The sequence below is a fragment of the Arthrobacter sp. BGA-UO-ETr-C19 genome (assembly GCF_059568005.1).
In genome coordinates this window covers 45,898-67,063 of sequence record NZ_JCAQPC010000006.1, presented here as the reverse complement: position 1 = coordinate 67,063, position 21,166 = coordinate 45,898, and the positions used below count along the sequence as shown (strand labels likewise).

The window sequence follows — 21,166 nt, the reverse complement described above, 5'->3', positions numbered from 1 at the left end:
TCCCCGGATGCATGGAGTTTTTGTACAGATAATGGCCGCTGACGGGGCTTTTGCGCCCAATATCTGGACAAAAACTCGCGGCGGGGGTGCGGCTATGGCCAGCCTCCGGCCCGGTCCCTACACTGAAGGGACCAGCGTGCGGAGCTCCCGTACAACGGCCTGCTCGCACGGAAGAGTCGACTCGTGGAGAGCACCGTCATGCCCATCAGCATCAGTTCAGGTCAAACGCGCCGCCGTGCTGCGGCAGGGTTCCTCGCCCTCGCCGCGCTCCTGGTCCCCGCACCCGTCGCCTCGGCCGGCGAGACCCGGGCAGTGCAGTCCCGTTCGGGGGAAGTTGCGCCGGTCATCATGCTGGACGGGGCCAAGGGTGCCGAAGGCATCGCGGCCGCCGGCAGCACTAAATTCTTCGCCGGTGACCTCGTTACCGGGGACATCTACCGCGGCGACATCCGCAAGGACAAGGCGACCAAGTTCATCGATGCGCCCGACGGCAGGGTGGCGGTGGGCATGAAGGCGGACCGGCACAACGATCTGCTGTTCGTCGCGGGCGGCCCGACGGGTCAGGCCTACGTGTACGACACCGACACGGGAAAGGCGGTCAAGACCTTCCAGCTGACCAAGAAGGAAGCCTTCATCAACGACGTGGTGCTCACGGACCATGGCGCCTGGTTCACCAACTCGCGGCAGGCTGAGCTGTACTTCATTCCGGTGGACGACGACGGGGACCTCGGCACCGTGCGGACGCTGGCCCTGAAGGGCCCCGCGGCAGACACCAGCAAGCAGTTCAACCTCAACGGCATCGCCTACTCACGCGACGCCCGCCGTCTGGTGGTGGCCCACACGGGCAACCAGGCCCTGTACACGGTCAGCCCGCGGACCGGCGCCAGCACCGAGATCACCGGCGTGAAGGTGCCCAACGTCGACGGCGTCCTGGTCAAGGGCGACACCGTCTGGGCTGTGCAGAACATGTCCAACCAGATCAGCCGGCTGCGGGTGAACTTCCACGAATCGACGGCAAGGCTGCGCGAGGTCATCACCAGCCCGGACTTCAACATTCCGACGACGGCCGCCCTCTTCGATGACACCCTCGCCGCCGTCAACGCGAAGTTTGGCGTGCCGAACGCCAAGACCTTCGAAGTGGTCACGGTGGACGCACGCACCAACGCCACCAAGTAGGCCCACGAATTCCGGCGGCGAAGCCGGACTAGGAGACGGACGCAACAGGGAAGTACGCGGCCTCCACGGGGAAGGTGGGGGCCGCCGCGGTTAAACTGGTAAGCGGACGCCAGCGCCGCCGTCGTCAGTTCGAGACTGCAACGAAAGGCGCGATTCGCACGTGAAGCTGCTGGCCGAGATGTTCACCCTTGCCCCGGGAAACAAGGATCATCACGTCGCCATGCGGTGCGCCGTGGGCGTGTTCGTACCGCTGATAACCCTGGTGCTGCTGGGCCGCCTGGACCTGGCGGTCTTTGCCTCCTTCGGCGCGTTCACCGGCATCTACGGCCGCGGCGAGCTGCATCGCAAGCGGTTCTTCATTCAGGTGCGGGCGGGTGCGCTCATGCTCCTGGTGATCCTCCTGGCCACGCTGACCGCCCGCGTCGTGCACGCCGGCGGCCTGTCCCAGGAGGCGGGCATCTGGCTGCAGGTTCTGGCCACCACCCTTGTGGCCGGCGGCTGCTCACTGGTGATAGCCCGCTGGCGGCACCGGCCGGCCGGCTCGCTGTTCCACATCTTCGCCTTCGCCGCGATCGCGTCCATCCCCAACCAGCCGCCGCTGTGGCAGTGCCTGCTGGTCTCCGTCGCGACCACGCTTTTCTGCCTGGCCGTGGGGCTGTCCTCCCGGGTACTCCGGAGCCGCCGGACGCCGTGGGAGATGCCTCCGCCCGTCCGGCTTACCGCCGAGGAGAAGCGTGCGGCCGGACTCGAGGCCGTGGGCTATCTGGTGGCCGCGGGGCTGGCAGGCACCCTCGCCACCCTCGTGGGCCAGTTGCTCGGCTTCGGGCATAACTACTGGGCCATGGTGGCGGCGGTGGTTCCGCTGGTGGGACGCACAACGCGGCACCGCATTGCCCGCGGAGTCCAGAGGATCATCGGAACCGTGCTGGGCCTCATTCTCCTGGCGGGCATCCTGCTGCTTCAGCCCGTGCCGTGGCAGACGGTCCTGGTGATTGCCATCTGCCAGTTCGGCGCCGAGCTCTTCATTGCCCGGAACTACGTGCTGGCCCAGGTCTTCGTCACACCGCTGGCACTGATCTCCACGCTGCTCGTCTCGCCTGCCGCGCCCGGAATCCTGCTCCGGGACCGGATCGTGGAGACGGTGATCGGCGCCGCCGTCGGCATCGCCGTGGTGCTGGCCCCCGCCGTGTGGTCCCGGCTTTCGCGGCGGACTTCGGCGGGCGTGGCCGCGCGCTGACGCGCGCGCCCACAGCTCACTCAGCCACGGTTCACTCAGCCACGAGGAGCGCCTGGGGCGCGGCCTGCTTCATCCTGGTCTGGAGCCACCGGATCTCCAGCGCGGAGTCGCCCTCGCACTGCTTCACAACGCCCTGGAGCTCCTTGTCCCGGTCACCCTTGGCGGCCTGCCCCACCATCATCCAGGTGACGTCGATGTGGTTGACCAGCACATACAGGTCCTGCAGGTCCAGCATCAGAGCCAGCGGCCCGGACCGGACCTCCTTCACACCATTGGCCGTCAGCCGGTGCTCCTCCTCGCCCTCGACGTCTTCGCCGTAGCGGTCGATGACAGGCTTCAGTGCCTCCCGGTGCGCGTCGCACTTCTTGGCGAACGTCTGCAGGATGAAGTGCACGTCAGGTTCGTCGCCGTGACCGTCCGCCACCACCCGGAAGGACGACGCCAGCGTGGCTTCCGCCTCGTCCAGCAGGCCGATGTAGACCGGGAGTTTCATCGCTGGGCTCCTGTCGCGCGGCGGGATGCGGTGGTGTCCGGGGCCTTCGACGGGCCGTCACCGCTCCGCAGCTTTTCCACCCGGACGGCCGCGTTCTTGAACAGCGGCTGCTTGGACACCGGGTCCCATTCGGTGACCGTGAGTTCGTTCGCGGCACGGTGCCGGCCGCCGTCGGACGTGTCCCAGTATCCGTAGTGGAACGGTGCGAAGACGGTGCCCGGCCGGATGTCCCCAACCCGCACCGGAACCTCCAGGCTGCCGCGGCGGGACGTCACCCTGGCGATGTCCCCCTCCTGGCAGCCGGCGCGTGCGGCGTCCTCCACGGACATCTCGATCCACGGCTCCGGCGCTGCGTCATTGAGGCGGCGGCTGCGGCCAGTCTTGGTCCGGGTGTGGAAGTGGTAGGCCGTCCGGCCGGTGGTGTAGCGCAGCGGGTACTCGGCGTCGGGTTCCTCGTGCGGCGGGGTGTAGTCGAGGGCCTTCAGCCAGGCCTTCCCGGGTTCGACGGTTGCCTTGTACTGGGTTTCGCCCGTGGTGGCGCCGGTGAGGAGGTCGTGCCCAAAGGACTCGCAGTACTCGGGCGCGGTGGGGAACTGAGCGTCGGTGTACAGCCGCTCGGTGCCTGCGGGCTGCTCCGCCGTGCAGGGCCACTGGATGCCGCTGCCGCCGCGGAGCTTGTCATAGCTGAGGCCCGTGTAGTCACACGGGCGGCCGCGCGAGCATTCCTTCCACGCCTCGAAGCCGTCCTCGGGGCCGGACCAGTCCAGCAGCGGCTGCCCGTCCTTGTCCGTAAACCCCATCCGGCGGGCATAGTCGAGGAAGACGTCGAGGTCGCTCCGTGCCTCGCCCGGCGGGTCGACGGCCTTCTCGGACAGGTGGACGGTCCGGTCGACGTTCGTGAAGGTGCCGGTCTTCTCGCCCCAGGCGGCGCAGGGGAGGACAACGTCGGCATACTGCGCCGTTTCGGTGAGGTAGATGTCCTGCACCACCAGGAACAGGCTGTCCTTGTCCAGGATGTGCCGGATGCGTTCGAGCTGGGGCATGGACACGGCCGGGTTTGTGGCGGAAATCCACAGCAGCCCGATGGAGCCCTGTTCGACGTAGCGGAAGATCTGCAGGGCGTGCGTCGGCGGGGCCCAGTCCGGGATGATCCCGGGGTCGACGTTCCACAGCCGGGCCAAGTCCTCCACGTGCTGCGGGTTCTCCCAGTTGCGGAAGCCCGGAAGGTCGCCGTCGGCCCCGCATTCCCTGTTGTTCTGGGCGGTGGGCTGGCCATTCATCTGCAGTATGCCGCAGCCTGGCTTGCCGAGCATGCCGCGGAGCAGGTGGAGGTTGTTGACCTGGCACGCGGACGCCGTCGCGTGGGCCGACTGGTAGTAGCCCTGCAGGACCGTGGAAAGCACCCTGCCTTCGGTGCCGAAGATCTCCGCCGCGCGCCGGACGTCGGCGGCCTCCACGCCGCAGGTTTCGGCCACTTTCTCCGGGGTCCACGGCTCCACCACGCTGCGCAGCTGGTCCACGTTGGCGGTGTGCTCCGCGATGTAGGCCTCGTCGATCCAGCCGTTGGCGAAGAGTTCGCGGACCAGCCCGTTCATCAGCGCCAGGTTGGTGCCGGGGTGAACCGCAAGGTGCACATCAGCGCGGCGGGCCACCTCGGTGTCGCGCGGGTCGACGCACACGAGCTTCGGCGGGTTGGGCCCGTCCAGCCGGTCCAGCACGCGCGACCACAGCACCGTCTGCGTCTCGGCCATGTTGTGGCCGTACAGGAAGATGGCGCTGCACTCATCGACGTCGGCATAGCTGCCGGGCTGGCCGTCGGCGCCGAAGGATTCCTTCAGTGCGGTAGCGGCTGTGGCGGTGCACAGCCGCGTGTTGCCGTCCATGTGCGGCGTGCCGATTCCGGCCTTGCCGAGGATGCCCAGCGCGTAATACTCCTCCAGGAACAGCTGCCCGCTGGTGTAGAAGCCGTGGCTGAGCGGGCCCTTACTGGCCAGGAGTTCCTTGCTGCGCTCCACGATGCGGCCCATGGCGGTGTCCCAGTCCGTCTCCACCAGCTTGCCGTCCACCCTGATCAGCGGATGGGCCAGGCGGTCCCGGTGCTCCTCGCCCTGCCAGCTGCCATAGAGGCCTTTCGGCCCGAGCCTGCCGCGGTTCACCCGGTCTACCGCACGGCCACGGATCCCCACCATTTTCCCGTCCTTGACGGCGATGTCGCAGCCGCAGCCGTTGCTGCACAGGACGCAGGCCGACTGCACCCAGCGGTCCACGTCGGCGTCGGCCAGCCCCTCGGCCAGGACCTGGTCCACACGCTCGGGCCACGCCTGGCCGCTTCCGTGGGGAGTCCGTTCGCCCCAGATGTCTGCGATCCGGTCCGTCATGGTCAGCCTCCATGGATGGTAAGGGAACTTACTGTCCCTAGGTTACCCGCCGCCGTCGGCAGCGGAAGTGGCTGGCTCATGGGCGTCCGACGGCGGTCTCCCGGCCGTGGCGGGACCGGCCCGCCCCATCCGCTCGTGCGGGGGAGGGCCAGGTTCCGTCTAGGAACGCCCGACGTCGGACGGGTGGCCGGGTGCCGGCGCGATGGCGTGGGGGACGGTCGCCAGGGCCAGCAGGCCCAGCACCGCGGCACCGGCGAAGACGTAGAATCCCCACGGGTAGGCGATGCCGGCCGCCACGAGCGTTCCGGTGACGGCCGGTCCCATGATCGCGCCGAGTCGCCCGACCCCCGCAGCAAAGCCCAGGGCCGTGCCGCGGAGCCGGGCCGGGAAGAGCTGGCTGACCCAGGCATAGACGAGAACCTGGGAGCTGAACACGAAGACGCCGGTCACGAACACGGCAGCGTTGAGCAGCAGTTCGCTTTGGACCTTGATGCTGAGGACGGCCAGGAAGAGGGCAGACAGGCCGAACCAGAGGAGCACGATTTTCTTGGTGCCGTGCTTGTCGGCCAGGATGCCGGCCACGATCAGGCCCACCACGGCGCCCACGTTAAGCACCAGGAGCAGCACCAGGCCCGTGCTGAGTGTGTAGCCGGCGGAGGACATGAGTTGCGGCAGCCAGGTATTCAGGCCGTAGACCAGCAGGAGCCCCATGAATGATGCCACCGCAATTCCCAGGGCAACCAGCGGATACGGCTTGCGCGTGAGGTCCCGGAAGCTGGCCCGCTCGCCGGCCTGGTCGGCCAGCAACGACGCAGGCGCAGCCTCGGGCTCGGCCGTCGGCACGGCGACGGGCCGCTGTGTCCGGGCGGGCCCGGCGTTGCGGGCTTCTGTGGCCCCACTTTCGGCACGGTAAGCCTCGGCATTGTTGATTGCCGCGGGCTCCGCGTGGACGGGCGGCAGGGTTTCCGGCAGCCGGAACCATAGGAACGGCACCAGCACGAACCCGGCAAGGCCTCCCACGACGAACATGATGCGCCAGTCAGGCACCACCAGGATTGCCAGGAACGCTGTGGCCACGGCGCCAACGTGATAACCGGTCATGGTCCGGGTTGTGGACTTGCCTGCGGTGCCCGCGGGGGCGTAATCGTTCATGTAGGCCAGGGCTGCGGGCAGGCAGGCTCCGAGCCCCACGCCCGCGAGGAGCCGGAAGATGCCGAACATGGCAACGTTGGGGGCAAAGACGACGGCTATGGTGAAGAGCGAGAACCAGGCCACGCAGGCAACAAGGAGCCGTCGGCGGCCGAAACGGTCCGAGAGCGGCGCGATGAAGAGCGCCCCGATGCCAACGCCCACCAGCGAGATGGTGGCCACGTAGGTGGCCCCGATAGCGTCGAAGCCCAGGTCCTGGGTCTTGATCAGGGTGGGTATGACGGTGCCCAGCACCACCAGGTCGAATCCGTCCAGCACCATGGCCAGCCAGCAAAGCCAGACGGGCCACTGGGAATGGCGGGCAACAGAGAGCGTTGACATGGGAACCTCATCGTCCGAATAGAAGCGTCACATAAAACATGAGAGTTGTATCACCACCGGGTGTAATCTGAGACAACTCAAACCATTCAATGGAAGTGAAAACGCGGTGGCCAATTCAGTTTCGGGGGATTCGGTAGTGGACCGCGTGGTGCGCGTCATTGCGGCGTTCCCGGCCGGCGTCACCGTGCTGCCGCTGTCCGAGCTCGCTGAGCGCGCGGACCTTCCGCTCACCACTGCCCACCGCCTGGTGCGGCAGCTGGCCACGCACGGGCTCCTGGAAACCAGCCCCGGCGGCTCGGTGCGCCTGGGGCTGCGGCTGTGGGAGCTGGTGAACCGCAATTCGCCGACGCTGGCCTTGCGCCAGGCGGCCATGCCCTTCATGGAGGACATCCAGCATGTGCTGAACCAGAACGTGAATCTCGCGGTGCTCGACGGATGGGAAGCGCTCTTTGTTGAGCGGCTGTCCCGCCGTGGCTCCGTGGCCAACCGGGCCCAGATAGCGGGCCGGATGGCAGTCCACGTGTCGTCGGCCGGGCTGGCCCTGATGTCCCACCAGACAAAGCACGTCAAGGCCGAGTACCTGGACCAGTTCACGGACCCTGCCGGAAAAGTTGGCCGCGACGAGGTGCGCGCCCTGCTGGCCGAGGCCGCGAACCAGGGCTTCGCCGAACTGGCGGGCGTGATCGATCCCGACACCTGGGGAATCGCTGTTCCCGTGCTGGACGGCCAGAAGCGCGCGGTGGCGGCGATCGGCGTCGTGGTTCCCCTGCGGGAGATGCGCATGCAGGCGCTGGTGCCGGCGCTCCAGACGGCGGCGCGCGGCATCGCCCGGCGGCTCGGCGAGGGCTCCGGCTAGGCCTTCTCACCGCCACGCTTCCATTCAGCGGAATTGTTGTAACGCCGACCACACTCTCCGGCGCACACTGTTAGCCAGCAACCACCTTCCGCCCGGACTCCCGGGCACGCAACGGAGCGAGGAACACCATGGCACGACAGATCATCACCACCCAGGTGGCCATTCTGGGCGCGGGCCCTGCAGGACTCATGCTGTCCCACCTGCTGGCCAAGGCCGGAATCGAATCCACCGTGATCGAAATCCGCAGCCGCCAGGAAATTTCGGAGACCGTCCGCGCGGGCATCCTGGAGCATGGCACGGTGAACATGCTCGTCGACGGCGGTGTGTCCGACCGCGTGCTGCGGGAAGGAGACCGGCACGACGGCATTGAACTGCGGTTCAACGGCGAAAGCCACCGCATCGACTTCAAGGAACTCGTGGGCGAGTCCGTCTGGCTCTACCCGCAGACCGACGTCTTCATGGACCTTGCCGCGCGCCGGGAGGCCGACGGCGGCGACGTGCGCTACAGCGTCACCGACACGACCATCCACGACATCGAGGACAAGCCCAAGGTCTGGTTCACGGATGCCGACGGCGTTGAGTACGAGCTGCGGGCCGACTTCATCACCGGTGCCGACGGCTCGCGCAGCCACTGCCGCTTCCAGATCCCCGAGGCGCACCGCAAGTGGTACTTCCACGAGTACCCGTTCGCGTGGTTCGGCATCCTTGCCGAGGCGCCGCGCAGTTCCGACGAGCTGATCTACGCCAACTCCGGGAACGGCTTTGCCCTCATCAGCCAGCGCACCGAAACCGTGCAGCGGATGTACTTCCAGTGCGACCCCAAGGAAAACGTGGCCGACTGGAACGATGAGCGGATCTGGGCGGAGTTCCGCAGCCGGGTCAACGGCAACGGCTTCGAGCTGAAGGAAGGCCCGGTCATCGACAAGATGGTCCTGCCGTTCCGCAGCTTCGTGCACACGCCTATGCGGCACGGGAAGCTGTTCCTCGCCGGCGACGCCGCGCACACGGTGCCCCCGACGGGCGCCAAGGGCCTGAACCTGGCGATCCACGACGTGAAAGTGCTCTTCGAAGGTCTGGACAGCTACTACAACAGCGGCTCCACCGCCCTCCTGGACTCGTACAGCGACCGCGCCCTGGACCGCGTGTGGAAGGCCCAGCAGTTCTCCTACTGGATGACCACCATGCTGCACACCCCGGCGGATGCCGGCGACTTCGCGCGGGCCCGCCAGCTGGGCGAGCTGAACTCCGTGGTGTCCTCGCGGCACGGCCAGGCGTACCTTGCCGAGGCCTACACCGGCTGGCCGTCGGCCTGAGTCCCGGGGCGCCCACGAGGGGGCGGCCCGCACACCCGGGGTCCCCGCCGTCGGGCTTAACATCGGTCCATGGAACCCATAACCATCATCGGCGGCGGCATTGCCGGCCTGGCGCTCGGGGCCGGCCTGGATCCGAAGCGCTTCGACGTGACCCTCCACGAGCAGCGGCCCGGTGTGCCGGCGGTGGAGACGTCGCTGGCCATGTGGCCGGAGGCTCAGGCGGCGCTGGCGGACCTGGGAGTCCTGCCGCAGATCAGGGAGGCGGGCACGACCTTCAGCGGGATGGCCCTGCGTGACGCCACGGGCACGGCCCTGGTGGTCCCCGAGGTGCGCGGGGTCCTGGGAGTCTCCCGGACGGATCTCATCCGGATCCTCGAAGCCGCCGTTCCCGCAGCCGTGCGGCGCGTCGAGGGCAGGGTGGACGGCATCCCCGCTACCGGACCGCTGGCTTCGGGCCTGCTGGTGGGGGCCGACGGCGTCCGCAGCGTAGTCCGCCGCTCCTTCTGGGGTGCCAGGTCACAGGCAAAGCTGACGCCGTACCTGGCCTTGCGCGGCGTCCTGCCCGTCCCCGTCAAGACCGCCACCGGCGGGGAATACTGGGGACGCGGGCAGCTGTTCGGCATCACGCCGGCGTCCGGCGGAAGGACCTACTGGTATGCCTCGTTCCGCTCAAGCCTGGGCCCGGCAGGCGTTGATGCGGCCGAAGCACTGAAGCAGGCAAGGGAGCGCTTCGCCGGAAGCGCGCCGGCCGTCCGGGCAGTCCTGGAGCTGGCCACGCCAGACGCCACGCTGGCGCAGCGGATCTGGACCACGCCCAACCTCGGCAGCTTTGTGCGGCCGGGCGCCGTTCTGGCGGGCGACGCCGCCCACGGCATGACGCCGAACCTTGGCCGCGGCGCCTGTGAGGCACTCGTTGACGCCGTCACGCTGGCCGAACTGCTCAACGCCCGTCCGCTGGAGGACGCGCTCAAGGCGTACAACCGGCAACGCGCCCTCAAGACCCAGCTGCTCCGGCTGGCCTCCTCCGCCATGGCGGGCGTGGCCCTGGCCGAGCGGGCGCAGCCGCTGCGCGACGGGCTGCTGAGGCTGGCTTCGCGTTAGGGCCCTGGCGGCACGCCAAAACCATGGTCTGCCGTTAAAACCCGGACGACGGCGGCACGCTAGTCCTGCTGCAGCGTTTCAGTGAGGTGGTGGGTGGGGATGCGGTCGCGGTCGTAGGTGATTTCCGTGTAGCCGTGCGGCTCCGGCTTGCCGGTGGGGCTGAGGTTGACGAACACTATCTCCTCAATGGTGAGGATGCTCTGCCGGGTGATCATGTTGCGCACCTCGGCGCGCATGGTCAGCGACGTGCGGCCGAAGCGGGTGGCGGTCAGGCCCATCTCGATCAGATCGCCCTGGACCGCGGAGCTGACGAAGTTGATTTCGGAGATGTACTTCGTGACCGCGCGCCCGTTGCCCAGCTGGAGGATGGCGTAGATCGCGGCTTCCTCGTCTATCCACTTCAGCAGGCTGCCACCGAACAGCGTGCCGTTGGCGTTGAGGTCCTCAGGCCGCACCCACTTGCGGGTGCGGAACGTAATGTCTTTGGTTTCCATAGCGCGAGATTAGCCGACGGCGGCCCGCCCCACCTGAGTGTGACGGCCGCCGTCGGGCTCTAAGAACGGAGCCGGGCTCAGGCCATGGCGGTGTGCGCAGCGCTGTGGCAATTGATCTGCTTGGCGAAACAGTACGAGTTCTCGACGCCGATGTAGGGGCCGAAGTTTGGAACGGGATCGAAGCCGGAGCTCGCGTAGAAGTTGCGGCCGTCAGTCTGCGCCGAGCCGGCCTCCGCCGTGATCCGGGTGATCCCCTGGGCAAAGGCCTCCGCCTCGAGGGCTGCCAGGATGGAACTGGCCACGCCGGAGCCGCGGGTGTAGGGGAGAACGTAGAGGCGCTTGATTTCCGCCGTCTCGGAGTCGAGCAGCCGCAGGCCGCCGCAGCCCACCGGCTGGCCAGACCCCTTGTCGTAGGCCACGAGGAACACGGCCGTGTCCACTTCGGACGGCTTGGGTCCCGGCTCATGGTCGGCACATCCGAAGCGGGCGTCCAGTTCAGCCTGCTGAGCCGCGCGCAGGTCGGCGCCCACAGGGTTCGACCAGCTGACTTTCCGGATGTTGAGCCTGGGATTGGTCTGCATCTGTGCCTCGATTCGCCGAAGGGTTGTGCGAATTAAGGCTAGAAGCGCGCCGTTACCGCGGTGTTTCCTGCCGGTAAGCGCCGTGGGAACACTTGGCGCTGCGCTGTTACGGCTGGCACACTCACCGCCCCTCTGGACCAGTACCCAGTGCGATGGCGCCGGCGGGCCTAGCCCGTGCTCTTTCCCATCGGGTCCTCGGCGGTGGGGTCGGCCAGGGCCAGGCCGCCTACCGGGCTGGCGTCCCAGTGGATCAGCTGCCAGCCGCCGTCGGGGTCGCCTTCCAGCGCCACGATGCCGGTGTTGGCGAGGACGTGCCGGGCGGCGAATTCCATGTCGATGTTGTCCGCGCGGTGCCCTGCCCAGACGCGGATCGCGGCGCCATGGCTTACCAGCGCGATTGCGCCGGCGCCGGCGGATTCCGCGGCCACCTTGGCGATGGCCGCGTCATAGCGCTCGAAGAACTCGTGCCCGTCCGGTCCGGCGGGCATCCGGCGGTCGAAGTCGCCGTCCGTCCAGGCGAACACGGTGCTCATGTACCGCCGGTGGGACTCGTGGTCCGTCAGCTTTTCCAGGGCGCCCGCTTCGATCTCGTGGATTCCGTCCAGGATCTCCACGTCGAGGCCGAGCTCCCGGCCCAGCGGTTTGGCCGTGATCTGGGTGCGAAGCAATGTGGAGGCGTACAGGGCGCTGATCGGCTCGTTCACCAGGGCCCGCGGCAGGGCCTCCGCCTGGCGCTCGCCCAGCTCGGTCAGGCCCGGGCCCGGGTGGGCGGTGTCCAGCTGCCCCAGCACGTTCCCGGGAGTTTCGCCGTGGCGGATGAGCAGCAGCCTCATGGTTTCGCGTTCCTTGTCATCGTCGGAAAGGTAGGCGGCACGAGCCGCCGTGGGCGGGATCGGCCGTTTCTATGCGGAGGCCGCCGGAAACGGAAGCGGTGCCGGGCAGCAAACCCGGCACCGCCGTCGTACTTATTTGAGGTGGTCCACCAGCTGGTCCGCGATGCCGGTGTACTTGCCCGGCGTCAGGGCGAGCAGCCGCGCCTCGGCCTCTGCGGAGAGGCCCAGGCCCTGGACGAACTCCTGCATCCGGGCGGCGTCCACGCGCTGTCCGCGGGTGAGGTCCTTGAGCCGCTCGTACGGGTTCTCCATGCCTTCGACGCCGGCAATGGACTCCGCGCGCATTACCATCTGGATCGCTTCGCCCAGGACTTCCCAGTTGGTGTCGAGGTCCCCGGCCAGCACGTCTTCGGCCACATCCAGCCGCTCCAGGCCCTTGGCCACGTTGGAGATGGCCAGCAGGGAGTGGCCGAAGGCCACGCCGATGTTGCGCTGGCTGGAGGAGTCCGTGAGGTCGCGCTGCCACCGCGAGGTGACCAGGGTGGAGCCCAGCACGTCCAGGAGCCCGGAGGAGATCTCCAGGTTGGCCTCTGCGTTTTCGAAGCGGATCGGGTTGACCTTGTGCGGCATCGTGGAGGAACCGGTGGCACCTGCCACGGGAATCTGCGCGAAGTAGCCGATCGAGATGTAGCTCCAGATGTCGGTGCAGACGTTGTGCAGGATCCGGTTGAAGCGGGCGACGTCGGCGTACAGCTCGGCCTGCCAGTCGTGGCTTTCAATCTGGGTGGTCAGCGGGTTCCAGGTCAGTCCCAGCTTCTCCACGAACGACTTCGCGACCTGCTGCCAGTCCGCACCCGGGACGGAGGCCACGTGGGCGGCGTACGTGCCGGTAGCGCCGTTGATCTTGCCGAGGTATTCGGTCCTGGCGATCCGCTCCAGCTGCCGGTTCAGGCGGTGCGCGATGACGGCGAGTTCCTTGCCCAGGGTGGTGGGCGTGGCGGGCTGGCCGTGGGTGCGGGAAAGCATCGGAACGGCACGGTTATCTTCGGCCATCCTGCCGATCTGGGCCACGAGGGCCCGGGCGGCGGGCAGCCACACGTCCTCCACAGCGCCCTTCACGCCGAGCGCGTAGGACAGGTTGTTGATGTCCTCGGAGGTGCAGCCGAAGTGCACCATGGCGGTCAGGTTCTCGATCCCGATGGCGGGCAGGCGGCGGCCGATGTAGTACTCCACGGCCTTGACGTCGTGGACGGTGACGGCTTCGATTTCGGCCAGCTCGGTGACGGAGGAGGCATCGAATTCGGTGACGATGGCCCGCAGCTGCTGCTGCTGCTCCTCGGTCAGGGGCCCGGCGCCCGGGAGGACGTTGTCCCCGGTCAGGTGGATAAGCCACTCCACTTCGACGGCGACGCGGTCGCGGTTGAGGGCTGCCTCGGACAGGTAGTCAACGAGGGGTGCAACGGCGGACTTGTAGCGGCCGTCCAGCGGGCCGAGCGCGATTTGTTCCCCTGACGCGGCGAGGGCAAGGCGTCCGGAGGGCGTACGGGTGTCAGCTGTGGCGGCAGTTTCAGGCATGACCTGATTCTTTCATGAAGTTCTGTGCCCGCTGAAGCACGGGATTCCGTGTGACTTCTCCTCCACAGCCCCGCCCTCACGCACTTTTCCACATGGACGACGCCGGCCGTTCCGTCGGCGGCGACCGGCGCCTTAGCGTCGTGGGTAGGAACCGAGGAAGGGCGGACGCCGGGGCGCCGGCCCGCAGGGATGGGGGTATCCGAATGAGCGCCAGCATCACAGCGATGAGCGCCAGCATCACGGCTTTCGACGCCGCGGCATGTTCGTCGCGCAGTTTCGAAGTCCAGCTGTTGGCCGGGCGGATGGAGGCCTGCGCGGAACAAATCGAAGCCGTCCGGGCCAGCCTCTCGCAGCTCCAGCTCATGGACTGGCAGTCGCCTGCCGGGCTGGCATACCGGTCCAAGCTCGGGACGCAGGCCATTGTCCTGGGCGGGGCACGGGAAAAGGTGCTTGCCGCTGCACTTGCCCTGCGCCGGCACTCTGTGCACGTCGCCGAGTCCGCGCTCCCGGCCGCCGGGGGCTACTGATGGCCGAAGCCGCGCCGGGCGGAGGCGGCGGGCAGCTCCGTCCCGCCGAGCCGGCCTCCAATGGTGTCCTCTCCGTGCGCGGCGGAGTAGGCGGGATTTCCTTCCAGCTCGAGGAACTGGACACGGGGGCGCGGGAGCTGGATGCGCTCGCCCGGGATCTGGCGGCTGTGGAACTGGGCATCTACAGGGTCTGGGAGGCGTTGGGAAGCTACCAGCGGGATGATCCGTTTACCGGTGCAGAGGCCCTGACTGCCGTCTGGGAGGGTCGGCGCTCCGTGGCGGCGGTGCGGGAGGAGCTGGAGCGCCTGGCCGGCGGCGTGCGCGCCTGCCAGCTCGAATACAGCGCCGCCGAGGCGGCAAACCTGCTCTGGATGCAGCTCGGTCTGAATGCGTCATGGCTATGGGGCCGGCAGGTGGTTGACTTTGGTCTGTCGGGGGACTGGCGTCCGAACAGGGCGAGCACCGAGGCGGTCACCGGGAGCGACCCCCTGCTGGGCGGCGCGATCCTGGCGGCGCTCCTGGGGACGCGGTCCGGCGAGGTCGACGCCGCAGCGCGGATGGCCTTGACCTCTGGTGGGCAAACCAGTGTGCCGGTCCTCCTCCGCATGCTGCTGGACCGGATCAGGCCCGATCTCCGGCCGCGGCCGGTCAGGGCAGTGAACGAGGGTTCCGCGGAGATTGACCTGGACGCCTCCCCGGCAGGCCTTCTCGCCCGGGCAGGGGAGGTGGACAACGCCGGTGCGGGCCACATCGAGGTCATCCACACATCCAAGGGGGGACGGGACGCGTTCATCGTGATCATTCCGGGAACCCAGCCCGGCAACACCGGGGGCCCCAACCCCTTCGACGAGGCCGGCATCGGCGAAGCCTTCGGGTACGGATCCGAGTACACCACCGCGGCAATCCGGGCAGCCCTTCGCCAGGCCGGGGCAGAGGCCGGGGACCAGGTGGTGGCCGTGGGCTACAGCCAGGGCGGCATCCATGCGATGAACCTGAGCCAGGACAAGGCCTTCCTTGCCGAGTACAACCTCAAGTACGTGCTGACCGCGGGATCACCGGTGGGGGCGATAACCCCGGCGCAGGGCGTCAGCAGCCTGCACCTGGAGCACCGGCAGGACTGGGTCCCGGGCAGCGAGGGCCTTCCCAACCCGGACACCAAGGACCGGGTGACAGTAACGCTGAACGGTGTGGTCAGGACGCCTGCCGGTGAGGACGCCGGGCTCGGCCCCGGGCACAGGCTCACCAACTACGAGGCCGGAGCCCGGGCAGTCGCCGCGAGTCCGGATCCTTCGCTGGTGGCCTCCACCGCCGCGCTTGCCGGAGTGGTGGGTGCGGGAGGAACGGCCAAGGCCACCCGCTTCCAGCTGGTCCGCGTGCCAAAGCCGCCCGCGCCCGCGCCGCCCGGTGGCGGGGGTGCCAGCAGTGGTGCGGGTGCCAGCAGTGGTGCGGGTGTCAGCGGTGGCGGGCGCCGGGGAGCCGGTCTGCCACCAGCGAAATGACGGTGATGATGACGGCGGCCAGCACTGCGGTCCAGAAGAACGAATCGATGGTGAAGTGCACGGGCGTGTAGCTGCTGATCCAGGAGGTGAGGTAGAGCATCGCGGCGTTGATTACCACCGTGAACAGCCCCAGCGTCAGGATGGTGATGGGCAGGGAGAGGAAGCTGACCACGGGCCGCACGAAGGCATTGACCAGGCCGAAAATCAGCCCGACGAATAGGTACGCAAGGACAATGCCGGCGGCGTCGGTTCCCTGGTTCACCCCGGTCTTGGCTACGGCTTCCGTGGTGGCTGTGGTGGAGATGTCCAGGCCGGGCAGAAGCCAGCTGGCAATCCACAGCGCCAGCCCATTAATGATCACGCGCATGATGAAAGACCGCATGCGCCCATGCTGTCACACCGCAAGGTCAGGCAGGCAGTCAGGGGCATAGGCTAGGTGGCATGACTTCACCAGAGACTATGGCGGGGGGCCTGAGGCCCCGACCGGTGGTCGACCGGCTGCCCCGCTACGCTGCCGGAAAGCCGCCCGTCGCCGTCGACGGCCTTGCAAGCTACAAACTGTCGTCCAACGAGAACCCGCTGCCTCCCATCCCGGCCGTGGTGGAGGCCATTGCCGCCCAGACCGACTTCAACCGCTATCCCGACCCCCTCAGCACCAAGCTGCGCACCGCGCTCGCCGGGTTCCTTGACGTCCCGGCCGAGGACATCGTCACCGGTGCCGGCAGCCTCGGCGCCCTTACCCAGCTGCTGACGACGTTCGCGGGCCAGAATGACGACGGCAAGCCGGACGAGGTGATCTACGCGTGGCGGTCCTTCGAGGCCTACCCCATCTGCGTCGGGCTGGCCGGGGCAGAGAGCGTCCGGATCCCCGTGACGGCTGACGGGCGCCATGACCTCGACGCCATGGCCGCGGCCGTGACCGCGCGGACAAGGGTGATCCTGCTCTGCACCCCTAACAACCCCACCGGCCCCATCCTGACCGCCGCGGAAACTGAGCGGTTCATCAGGTCCGTGCCTTCGGACGTTGTGGTGGTCATCGACGAGGCCTACCAGGAGTTCGTCCGGGCAGAAGACGCCGTGGACGGCATCCGGATGTACCGCAAGTACCCCAATGTGGTGGTGCTCAGGACGTTCTCCAAGGCGCACGGCCTCGCTGGCCTCCGCGTCGGCTACAGCGTCTCCCAGCCCCAGCTCACCCAGCACCTGCGCGTCGCCGCCACGCCGTTCGCGGTCTCGCAGATCGCCGAACGGGCGGCGGTGGTGTCCTTGCAGAATTTTGACCAGGTTGTAGAAAGGGTACAAAGCCTGGTGGAGGAGCGGGACCGCGTGACAGCAGGTCTCCGGGACCTCGGCTGGTTCGTTCCAGACGCGCAGGGGAACTTTGTCTGGCTTGATCTGGGCGAGAACAGCGCGGAGTTTGCGCAGCTCGCCGGGGAGCGGGCACTGTCTGTGCGCGCTTTCGGAAACGAAGGCGTCAGGGTCAGCATCGGCGAAGTGGAAGCGAACACGCGCTTCCTGGAACTCTGTGCGGTTTACACAAAACCGCCACGCCGTTCCTAGCGCTTAACAAACAGCCGGCGCTACCTACGCCGGATAAAGTAAGGAACAGTAAGCCAAATATATATGCCTCGCCGGGAATGCATTCCTGACGAGGCATATATCCCAGCGACATTGCAACGCATCCGGATGCGGCAGGCAAGGAGACGGTATGGGCGCAACACATCTGCCCTCCACCGAGTTCGACGGCACGGAACTGGACGACCAGCTCGAGGCGCAGGCCGAGGCTGCCTTGGGCGTGCCTCCGACGGAAATGGTCCAACTTCTGGGCCCCGATGGCACGCTGGGCACAGACGCCGTGTTCTCCGAATACGCCGAGCGTCTCGACGCCGAAAAGCTCCGGGGCTTCTATGCGGACATGGCGGCCATCCGTCGCTTTGACCAGGAAGCCACGGCCTTGCAGCGGCAGGGCCAGCTGGCATTGTGGGTGCCGCTGACGGGGCAGGAGGCCGCCCAGATCGGGTCCGGCCGGGCCAGCCAGCCGCAGGACTACATCTTCCCCACCTACCGCGAGCACGGCGTCGCCCTGACCCGCAACGTGGACCTGGCCGAACTGCTGAAGCAGTTCCGCGGCGTCTCCAACGGCGGCTGGAACCCCAAGGACACCAACTTCCACCTGTACACGCTGGTGCTGGCTGCGCAGACCCCGCACGCCGTCGGATACGCCATGGGCATCCAGCGCGACCAGCGGCTGGCAGAGGCTCAAGGTGTGGAAGGCTCGGCCGAACCGAAGGCCGCCGTCATGGTCTACTTCGGCGACGGTGCGAGCTCCGAGGGTGACGTCCACGAGTCCATGGTCTTTGCCTCCTCCTACAACGCCCCGGTGGTCTTCTTCTGCCAGAACAACCACTGGGCCATCTCCGTGCCCACCGCTGTGCAGACCCGCGTCCCGCTCGCCAACCGCGCCAAAGGTTACGGCTTCCCGGGCATCCGCGTGGACGGCAACGACGTCATCGCTGTCCATGCCGTCACCGAATGGGCGCTCGAACACGCACGCCAGGGCAACGGCCCGGTCCTGATTGAGGCCTTCACCTACCGCGTGGGAGCCCACACCACCGCCGACGACCCCACGAAGTACCGCGAGTCCTCAGAAGAGGCCCTGTGGCGCGAAAAAGACCCGCTGGACCGCCTGGAGAAGTATCTCCGCGCCGAGGGCATGGCCGACGAAGCCTTCTTCGCCAAGGTTGCTGCCGAGGGCGACGAACTCGCCGCCTACATCCGCAAGTCCACGTACGCGTCGGACGCCCCGGATATCAGGACGGCCTTTGCCAACACCTACGTCGAGGCGCATCCGCTCGTGGCCGAGGAACTGGCGTGGTTCGAAGAGTACAGCGCGGGCTTTGCCGGCGAGGACGAGGGAGAAGGGGCAGGCCGCTGATGACCACCATGACCATTGCCAAGGCCATCAACGAAGGCCTGCGCGCCACGCTCAGCAGCAATCCCAAGTCCCTCCTTATGGGTGAGGACATCGGCCCTCTTGGCGGCGTGTACCGCGTCACCGACGGCCTGATCGGCGAGTTCGGGGCCGACCGTGTGGTGGACACCCCGCTCGCAGAGTCCGGCATCATTGGCACGGCGATCGGCCTGGCGCTGCGCGGCTACCTGCCCGTTGCCGAGATCCAGTTCGACGGCTTCGTCTTCCCCGGCTTCAACCAGATCACCACCCAGCTGGCCAAAATGCACTCACGCAGCAACGGCAACCTCACCGTGCCCGTGGTCATCCGCATCCCGTATGGCGGCGGCATCGGCTCCATTGAGCACCACTCGGAATCGCCGGAGGCGCTGTTCGCGCACACCCCCGGCCTGCGCATCATCACCCCGTCCAACCCGCACGACGCCTACTGGATGATCCAGCAGGCCGTGAACTGCCAGGACCCGGTGATCGTCTTCGAACCGAAGCGCCGCTACTGGCTTAAGGGCGAGGTCGACACCGAATCGGCCGGACCGGCTGAAGACCCGTTCAAGGCCCATGTGGTCCGGGAGGGCACCGACGCCACCGTGGTGGTCTACGGCCCGCTTGTCCCCGTGGCCCTCGCCGCCGCCAACGCCGCGGCCGAGGACGGGCGCAGCATCGAAGTGATCGACCTGCGCTCCATCTCGCCGATCGATTTCGACGCCATCGAGGCCTCCGTCAAAAAAACGGGCCGGCTGGTCGTGGCGCACGAGGCTCCCACCTTCGGCGGCATCGGCGGCGAAATCGCTGCCCGCATCAGCGAACGGGCCTTCCTGTCGCTCGAGGCGCCGGTCATCCGGGTAGGGGGCTTCCACATGCCGTACCCCGTGGCCAAGATCGAAGAGGACTACCTCCCGGACATCGACCGCATCCTTGAGGCGCTGGACCGCACCTTCGCGTACTGACGCCGCGTTGCGCACCAGCGCCTGCTGACTCTTTCGCCTACCGCCTCCGCACCTCCCGGAGCGCCCGAGCTTTCGAACCCGAGGATCCCATGACGCTTAACAAGTTCAACCTCCCCGACGTCGGTGAGGGCCTGACCGAGGCAGAGATCGTTTCGTGGAAGGTCAAACCCGGCGACGAGGTGGCCATCAACGACATCCTGTGCGAGATCGAGACGGCCAAATCCCTCGTTGAGCTCCCGTCGCCGTTCGCCGGTACCGTCACCGAACTGCTGGTTCCGGAAGGGGCAACTGTCGACGTCGGGACCGCCATCATCAGCGTGTCTGACACCATGTCCGGCGACCCCACGCCTGCCGACGCGCCGCTGCCCCCGGTCCCGGATGCCGAGCCGGCGCCGATGTACGGAAAGCTGAAGGACGACGGCGAAACTGGCGTGAGCGGTCTTGCTGGGGGTCCGCTGGTGGGTTCCGGTCCGAAGGCCGACGCCGTGCAGCGGCGGCCGCGCAAGACGGGGCACGTTATTCCGGCAGACGCAATGCACGGTGCTCCGGAGGTTGAGCCTGTCCAGCCCCGGTCTGCCGAGGAGGTACTCTCGGACGGTCCGGCCAGCGCCGGCCCGGTGGCCGGCGTTGCCGTGACGAGGCGGCCCGAGTGGACTCCCGCACTCGAGGCCGACAAGCCGACCTTTGGCGGGGCCATCTCCGGGCTCATGAACAGGGTCCTGGCCAAGCCGCCGGTGCGCAAGATCGCCCGCGACCTGGGGATCGACCTCGCCGACGTCGTGGCTACGGGCGCGCGCGGCGAGGTGACGCGCGAGGACCTGGTCAGCTACCAGGCGCAGCGAGATGCGGAACTGGACAAGGCAGACACCTTCTGGGGCGCGTCAGGCCGTCCCCAGGAGCAGCGGATCGAACGGATCCCCGTCAAGGGCGTCCGCAAGGCCACCGCGAAGGCCATGGTGGAGTCGGCGTTCTCCGCGCCGCACGTGAGCATCTTCGTGGACGTGGATGCCAGCCGGACCATGGAATTCGTCAAGCGGCTCAAGGCCTCGCGTGACTTTGAAGGCATCAAGGTCTCACCCCTGCTGATCCTCGCGAAGGCCGTCATCTGGGCGGCGGCACGTAACCCGAGCGTCAATGCCACCTGGGTGGACAACGCGGACGGCAGCGACTCCGCCGAAATCCACGTCAAGCACTTCATGAACCTGGGCATCGCCGCGGCCACGCCGCGCGGGCTGATGGTCCCGAACATCAAGAACGCCCAGGACCTGTCCCTCAAGGAACTGGCGCTGGCACTCAACGACCTCGCCACCACCGCTCGGGCCGGCAAGACCCAGCCGGCGCAGATGCAGGGCGGCACGCTGACGGTCACCAACATCGGCGCCCTCGGCATCGACACCGGAACCCCCATCATCAACCCCGGTGAAGTGGCCATCGTGGCGTTCGGCACCATCAAGCAAAAGCCGTGGGTCCTGGACGGCGAGGTCATTCCGCGCTGGATCACCACCCTCGGGGGATCCTTCGATCACCGCGTCGTGGACGGCGATCTTTCCGCCCGCTTCATGGCCGACGTCGCCGCCATCCTGGAAGAGCCGGCACTGCTGCTCGACTGACCTGCTGGACTGGCCTGCTCGACTGACGGTCCCCGGAGGCGTACCCTC

Annotated in this window: 19 protein-coding genes; 11 read left to right on the top strand and 8 right to left on the bottom strand. The window is 67.7% G+C overall.

Going from position 1 to position 21,166, the window contains the following annotated elements:
- Positions 1–183: 183 nt before the first annotated feature.
- A complete protein-coding gene (locus tag AC57BR_RS01330; protein ID WP_496357994.1) occupies positions 184–1,176 on the top strand; it encodes an SMP-30/gluconolactonase/LRE family protein in 993 nt (330 codons plus the stop codon).
- Between the two features lie 160 nt (positions 1,177–1,336).
- A complete protein-coding gene (locus tag AC57BR_RS01325) occupies positions 1,337–2,413 on the top strand; it encodes an FUSC family protein (protein ID WP_496357993.1) in 1,077 nt (358 codons plus the stop codon).
- Positions 2,414–2,444: 31 nt separating this feature from the next.
- Here the strand turns inward: AC57BR_RS01325 and AC57BR_RS01320 are convergent, their stop codons facing one another.
- The 3 genes from AC57BR_RS01320 to AC57BR_RS01310 form a co-directional block, all read right to left on the bottom strand.
- The gene (locus AC57BR_RS01320) at positions 2,445–2,906 is read right to left on the bottom strand and encodes a hypothetical protein (RefSeq protein ID WP_496357992.1); all 462 of its coding nucleotides are present in this window, start codon (positions 2,904–2,906) and stop codon (positions 2,445–2,447) included.
- The gene (locus AC57BR_RS01315) at positions 2,903–5,284 is read right to left on the bottom strand and encodes a molybdopterin oxidoreductase family protein (RefSeq protein ID WP_496357991.1); all 2,382 of its coding nucleotides are present in this window, start codon (positions 5,282–5,284) and stop codon (positions 2,903–2,905) included. The genes AC57BR_RS01320 and AC57BR_RS01315 overlap by 4 nt, the downstream gene beginning before the upstream one ends.
- Positions 5,285–5,443: 159 nt before the next feature.
- Positions 5,444–6,814: an MFS transporter gene (locus AC57BR_RS01310; protein WP_496357990.1), complete on the bottom strand. Its 1,371-nt coding sequence runs from the start codon at positions 6,812–6,814 to the stop codon at positions 5,444–5,446.
- Positions 6,815–6,920: 106 nt separating this feature from the next.
- Here AC57BR_RS01310 and AC57BR_RS01305 point away from each other — a divergent pair, with 106 nt between their 5' ends.
- The 3 genes from AC57BR_RS01305 to AC57BR_RS01295 all read left to right on the top strand — a co-directional run bounded on the left by AC57BR_RS01305 (position 6,921) and on the right by AC57BR_RS01295 (position 10,084).
- Entirely contained in the window at positions 6,921–7,670 is a 750-nt protein-coding gene (locus AC57BR_RS01305) for an IclR family transcriptional regulator (RefSeq protein ID WP_496357989.1), read from the top strand.
- A gap of 128 nt (positions 7,671–7,798) precedes the next feature.
- Entirely contained in the window at positions 7,799–8,983 is a 1,185-nt protein-coding gene (locus AC57BR_RS01300; RefSeq protein ID WP_496357988.1) for a 4-hydroxybenzoate 3-monooxygenase, read from the top strand.
- Between the two features lie 69 nt (positions 8,984–9,052).
- Entirely contained in the window at positions 9,053–10,084 is a 1,032-nt protein-coding gene (locus tag AC57BR_RS01295) for an FAD-dependent monooxygenase (protein ID WP_496357987.1), read from the top strand.
- Between the two features lie 59 nt (positions 10,085–10,143).
- Here the strand turns inward: AC57BR_RS01295 and AC57BR_RS01290 are convergent, their stop codons facing one another.
- The 4 genes from AC57BR_RS01290 to purB all read right to left on the bottom strand — a co-directional run bounded on the left by AC57BR_RS01290 (position 10,144) and on the right by purB (position 13,567).
- Positions 10,144–10,578: an acyl-CoA thioesterase gene (locus AC57BR_RS01290; protein ID WP_076799544.1), complete on the bottom strand. Its 435-nt coding sequence runs from the start codon at positions 10,576–10,578 to the stop codon at positions 10,144–10,146.
- A gap of 77 nt (positions 10,579–10,655) precedes the next feature.
- The gene (locus tag AC57BR_RS01285) at positions 10,656–11,159 is read right to left on the bottom strand and encodes a GNAT family N-acetyltransferase (protein ID WP_496357986.1); all 504 of its coding nucleotides are present in this window, start codon (positions 11,157–11,159) and stop codon (positions 10,656–10,658) included.
- A gap of 167 nt (positions 11,160–11,326) precedes the next feature.
- Positions 11,327–11,992 (bottom strand): histidine phosphatase family protein, encoded by a 666-nt coding sequence (locus AC57BR_RS01280; protein WP_496357985.1) that lies wholly within the window; start codon positions 11,990–11,992, stop codon positions 11,327–11,329.
- A gap of 132 nt (positions 11,993–12,124) precedes the next feature.
- Positions 12,125–13,567 (bottom strand): adenylosuccinate lyase, encoded by a 1,443-nt coding sequence (gene purB / locus AC57BR_RS01275; RefSeq protein WP_496357984.1) that lies wholly within the window; start codon positions 13,565–13,567, stop codon positions 12,125–12,127.
- Positions 13,568–13,770: 203 nt separating this feature from the next.
- Between purB and AC57BR_RS01270 the strand changes: the two genes are divergently transcribed.
- Complete coding sequence (locus tag AC57BR_RS01270) at positions 13,771–14,094, top strand: hypothetical protein (protein WP_496357983.1); 324 nt, start codon at positions 13,771–13,773, stop codon at positions 14,092–14,094.
- On the top strand, positions 14,094–15,593 hold the full coding sequence (locus AC57BR_RS01265) for a hypothetical protein (RefSeq protein WP_496357982.1): 1,500 nt from the start codon (positions 14,094–14,096) through the stop codon (positions 15,591–15,593). Before AC57BR_RS01270 ends, AC57BR_RS01265 begins: the two co-directional genes overlap by 1 nt.
- Here the strand turns inward: AC57BR_RS01265 and AC57BR_RS01260 are convergent.
- Positions 15,547–15,975: a phage holin family protein gene (locus AC57BR_RS01260; protein WP_496357981.1), complete on the bottom strand. Its 429-nt coding sequence runs from the start codon at positions 15,973–15,975 to the stop codon at positions 15,547–15,549. The genes AC57BR_RS01265 and AC57BR_RS01260 overlap by 47 nt on opposite strands.
- 59 nt (positions 15,976–16,034) lie before the next feature.
- On the opposite strand from AC57BR_RS01260, the gene AC57BR_RS01255 reads away from it, so the two are divergent.
- From AC57BR_RS01255 to AC57BR_RS01240, 4 genes are all read left to right on the top strand, one after another.
- Positions 16,035–17,153: a histidinol-phosphate transaminase gene (locus AC57BR_RS01255; RefSeq protein WP_496357980.1), complete on the top strand. Its 1,119-nt coding sequence runs from the start codon at positions 16,035–16,037 to the stop codon at positions 17,151–17,153.
- Positions 17,154–17,301: 148 nt separating this feature from the next.
- The gene (pdhA, locus tag AC57BR_RS01250; RefSeq protein ID WP_496357979.1) at positions 17,302–18,528 is read left to right on the top strand and encodes a pyruvate dehydrogenase (acetyl-transferring) E1 component subunit alpha; all 1,227 of its coding nucleotides are present in this window, start codon (positions 17,302–17,304) and stop codon (positions 18,526–18,528) included.
- Positions 18,528–19,508, top strand: coding sequence for an alpha-ketoacid dehydrogenase subunit beta (locus AC57BR_RS01245; RefSeq protein WP_496357978.1), 981 nt, complete (start codon positions 18,528–18,530; stop codon positions 19,506–19,508). Before pdhA ends, AC57BR_RS01245 begins: the two co-directional genes overlap by 1 nt.
- Positions 19,509–19,597: 89 nt before the next feature.
- On the top strand, positions 19,598–21,118 hold the full coding sequence (locus AC57BR_RS01240; protein ID WP_496357977.1) for a dihydrolipoamide acetyltransferase family protein: 1,521 nt from the start codon (positions 19,598–19,600) through the stop codon (positions 21,116–21,118).
- The last annotated feature ends 48 nt before the right edge of the window (positions 21,119–21,166 follow it).

Bases quoted from the DNA above. Each gene is read 5' to 3' on its own strand.
- AC57BR_RS01320 (WP_496357992.1), bottom strand. From the start codon at position 2,906: ATGAAACTCCCGGTCTACATCGGCCTGCTGGACGAGGCGGAAGCCACG.
- AC57BR_RS01315 (WP_496357991.1), bottom strand. From the start codon at position 5,284: ATGACGGACCGGATCGCAGACATCTGGGGCGAACGGACTCCCCACGGA.
- AC57BR_RS01310 (WP_496357990.1), bottom strand. From the start codon at position 6,814: ATGTCAACGCTCTCTGTTGCCCGCCATTCCCAGTGGCCCGTCTGGCTT.
- AC57BR_RS01300 (WP_496357988.1), top strand. From the start codon at position 7,799: ATGGCACGACAGATCATCACCACCCAGGTGGCCATTCTGGGCGCGGGC.
- AC57BR_RS01295 (WP_496357987.1), top strand. From the start codon at position 9,053: ATGGAACCCATAACCATCATCGGCGGCGGCATTGCCGGCCTGGCGCTC.
- AC57BR_RS01290 (WP_076799544.1), bottom strand. From the start codon at position 10,578: ATGGAAACCAAAGACATTACGTTCCGCACCCGCAAGTGGGTGCGGCCT.
- AC57BR_RS01285 (WP_496357986.1), bottom strand. From the start codon at position 11,159: ATGCAGACCAATCCCAGGCTCAACATCCGGAAAGTCAGCTGGTCGAAC.
- AC57BR_RS01280 (WP_496357985.1), bottom strand. From the start codon at position 11,992: ATGAGGCTGCTGCTCATCCGCCACGGCGAAACTCCCGGGAACGTGCTG.
- purB (WP_496357984.1), bottom strand. From the start codon at position 13,567: ATGCCTGAAACTGCCGCCACAGCTGACACCCGTACGCCCTCCGGACGC.
- AC57BR_RS01270 (WP_496357983.1), top strand. From the start codon at position 13,771: ATGAGCGCCAGCATCACAGCGATGAGCGCCAGCATCACGGCTTTCGAC.
- AC57BR_RS01265 (WP_496357982.1), top strand. From the start codon at position 14,094: ATGGCCGAAGCCGCGCCGGGCGGAGGCGGCGGGCAGCTCCGTCCCGCC.
- AC57BR_RS01260 (WP_496357981.1), bottom strand. From the start codon at position 15,975: ATGCGGTCTTTCATCATGCGCGTGATCATTAATGGGCTGGCGCTGTGG.
- AC57BR_RS01255 (WP_496357980.1), top strand. From the start codon at position 16,035: ATGACTTCACCAGAGACTATGGCGGGGGGCCTGAGGCCCCGACCGGTG.
- pdhA (WP_496357979.1), top strand. From the start codon at position 17,302: ATGGGCGCAACACATCTGCCCTCCACCGAGTTCGACGGCACGGAACTG.
- AC57BR_RS01245 (WP_496357978.1), top strand. From the start codon at position 18,528: ATGACCACCATGACCATTGCCAAGGCCATCAACGAAGGCCTGCGCGCC.
- AC57BR_RS01240 (WP_496357977.1), top strand. From the start codon at position 19,598: ATGACGCTTAACAAGTTCAACCTCCCCGACGTCGGTGAGGGCCTGACC.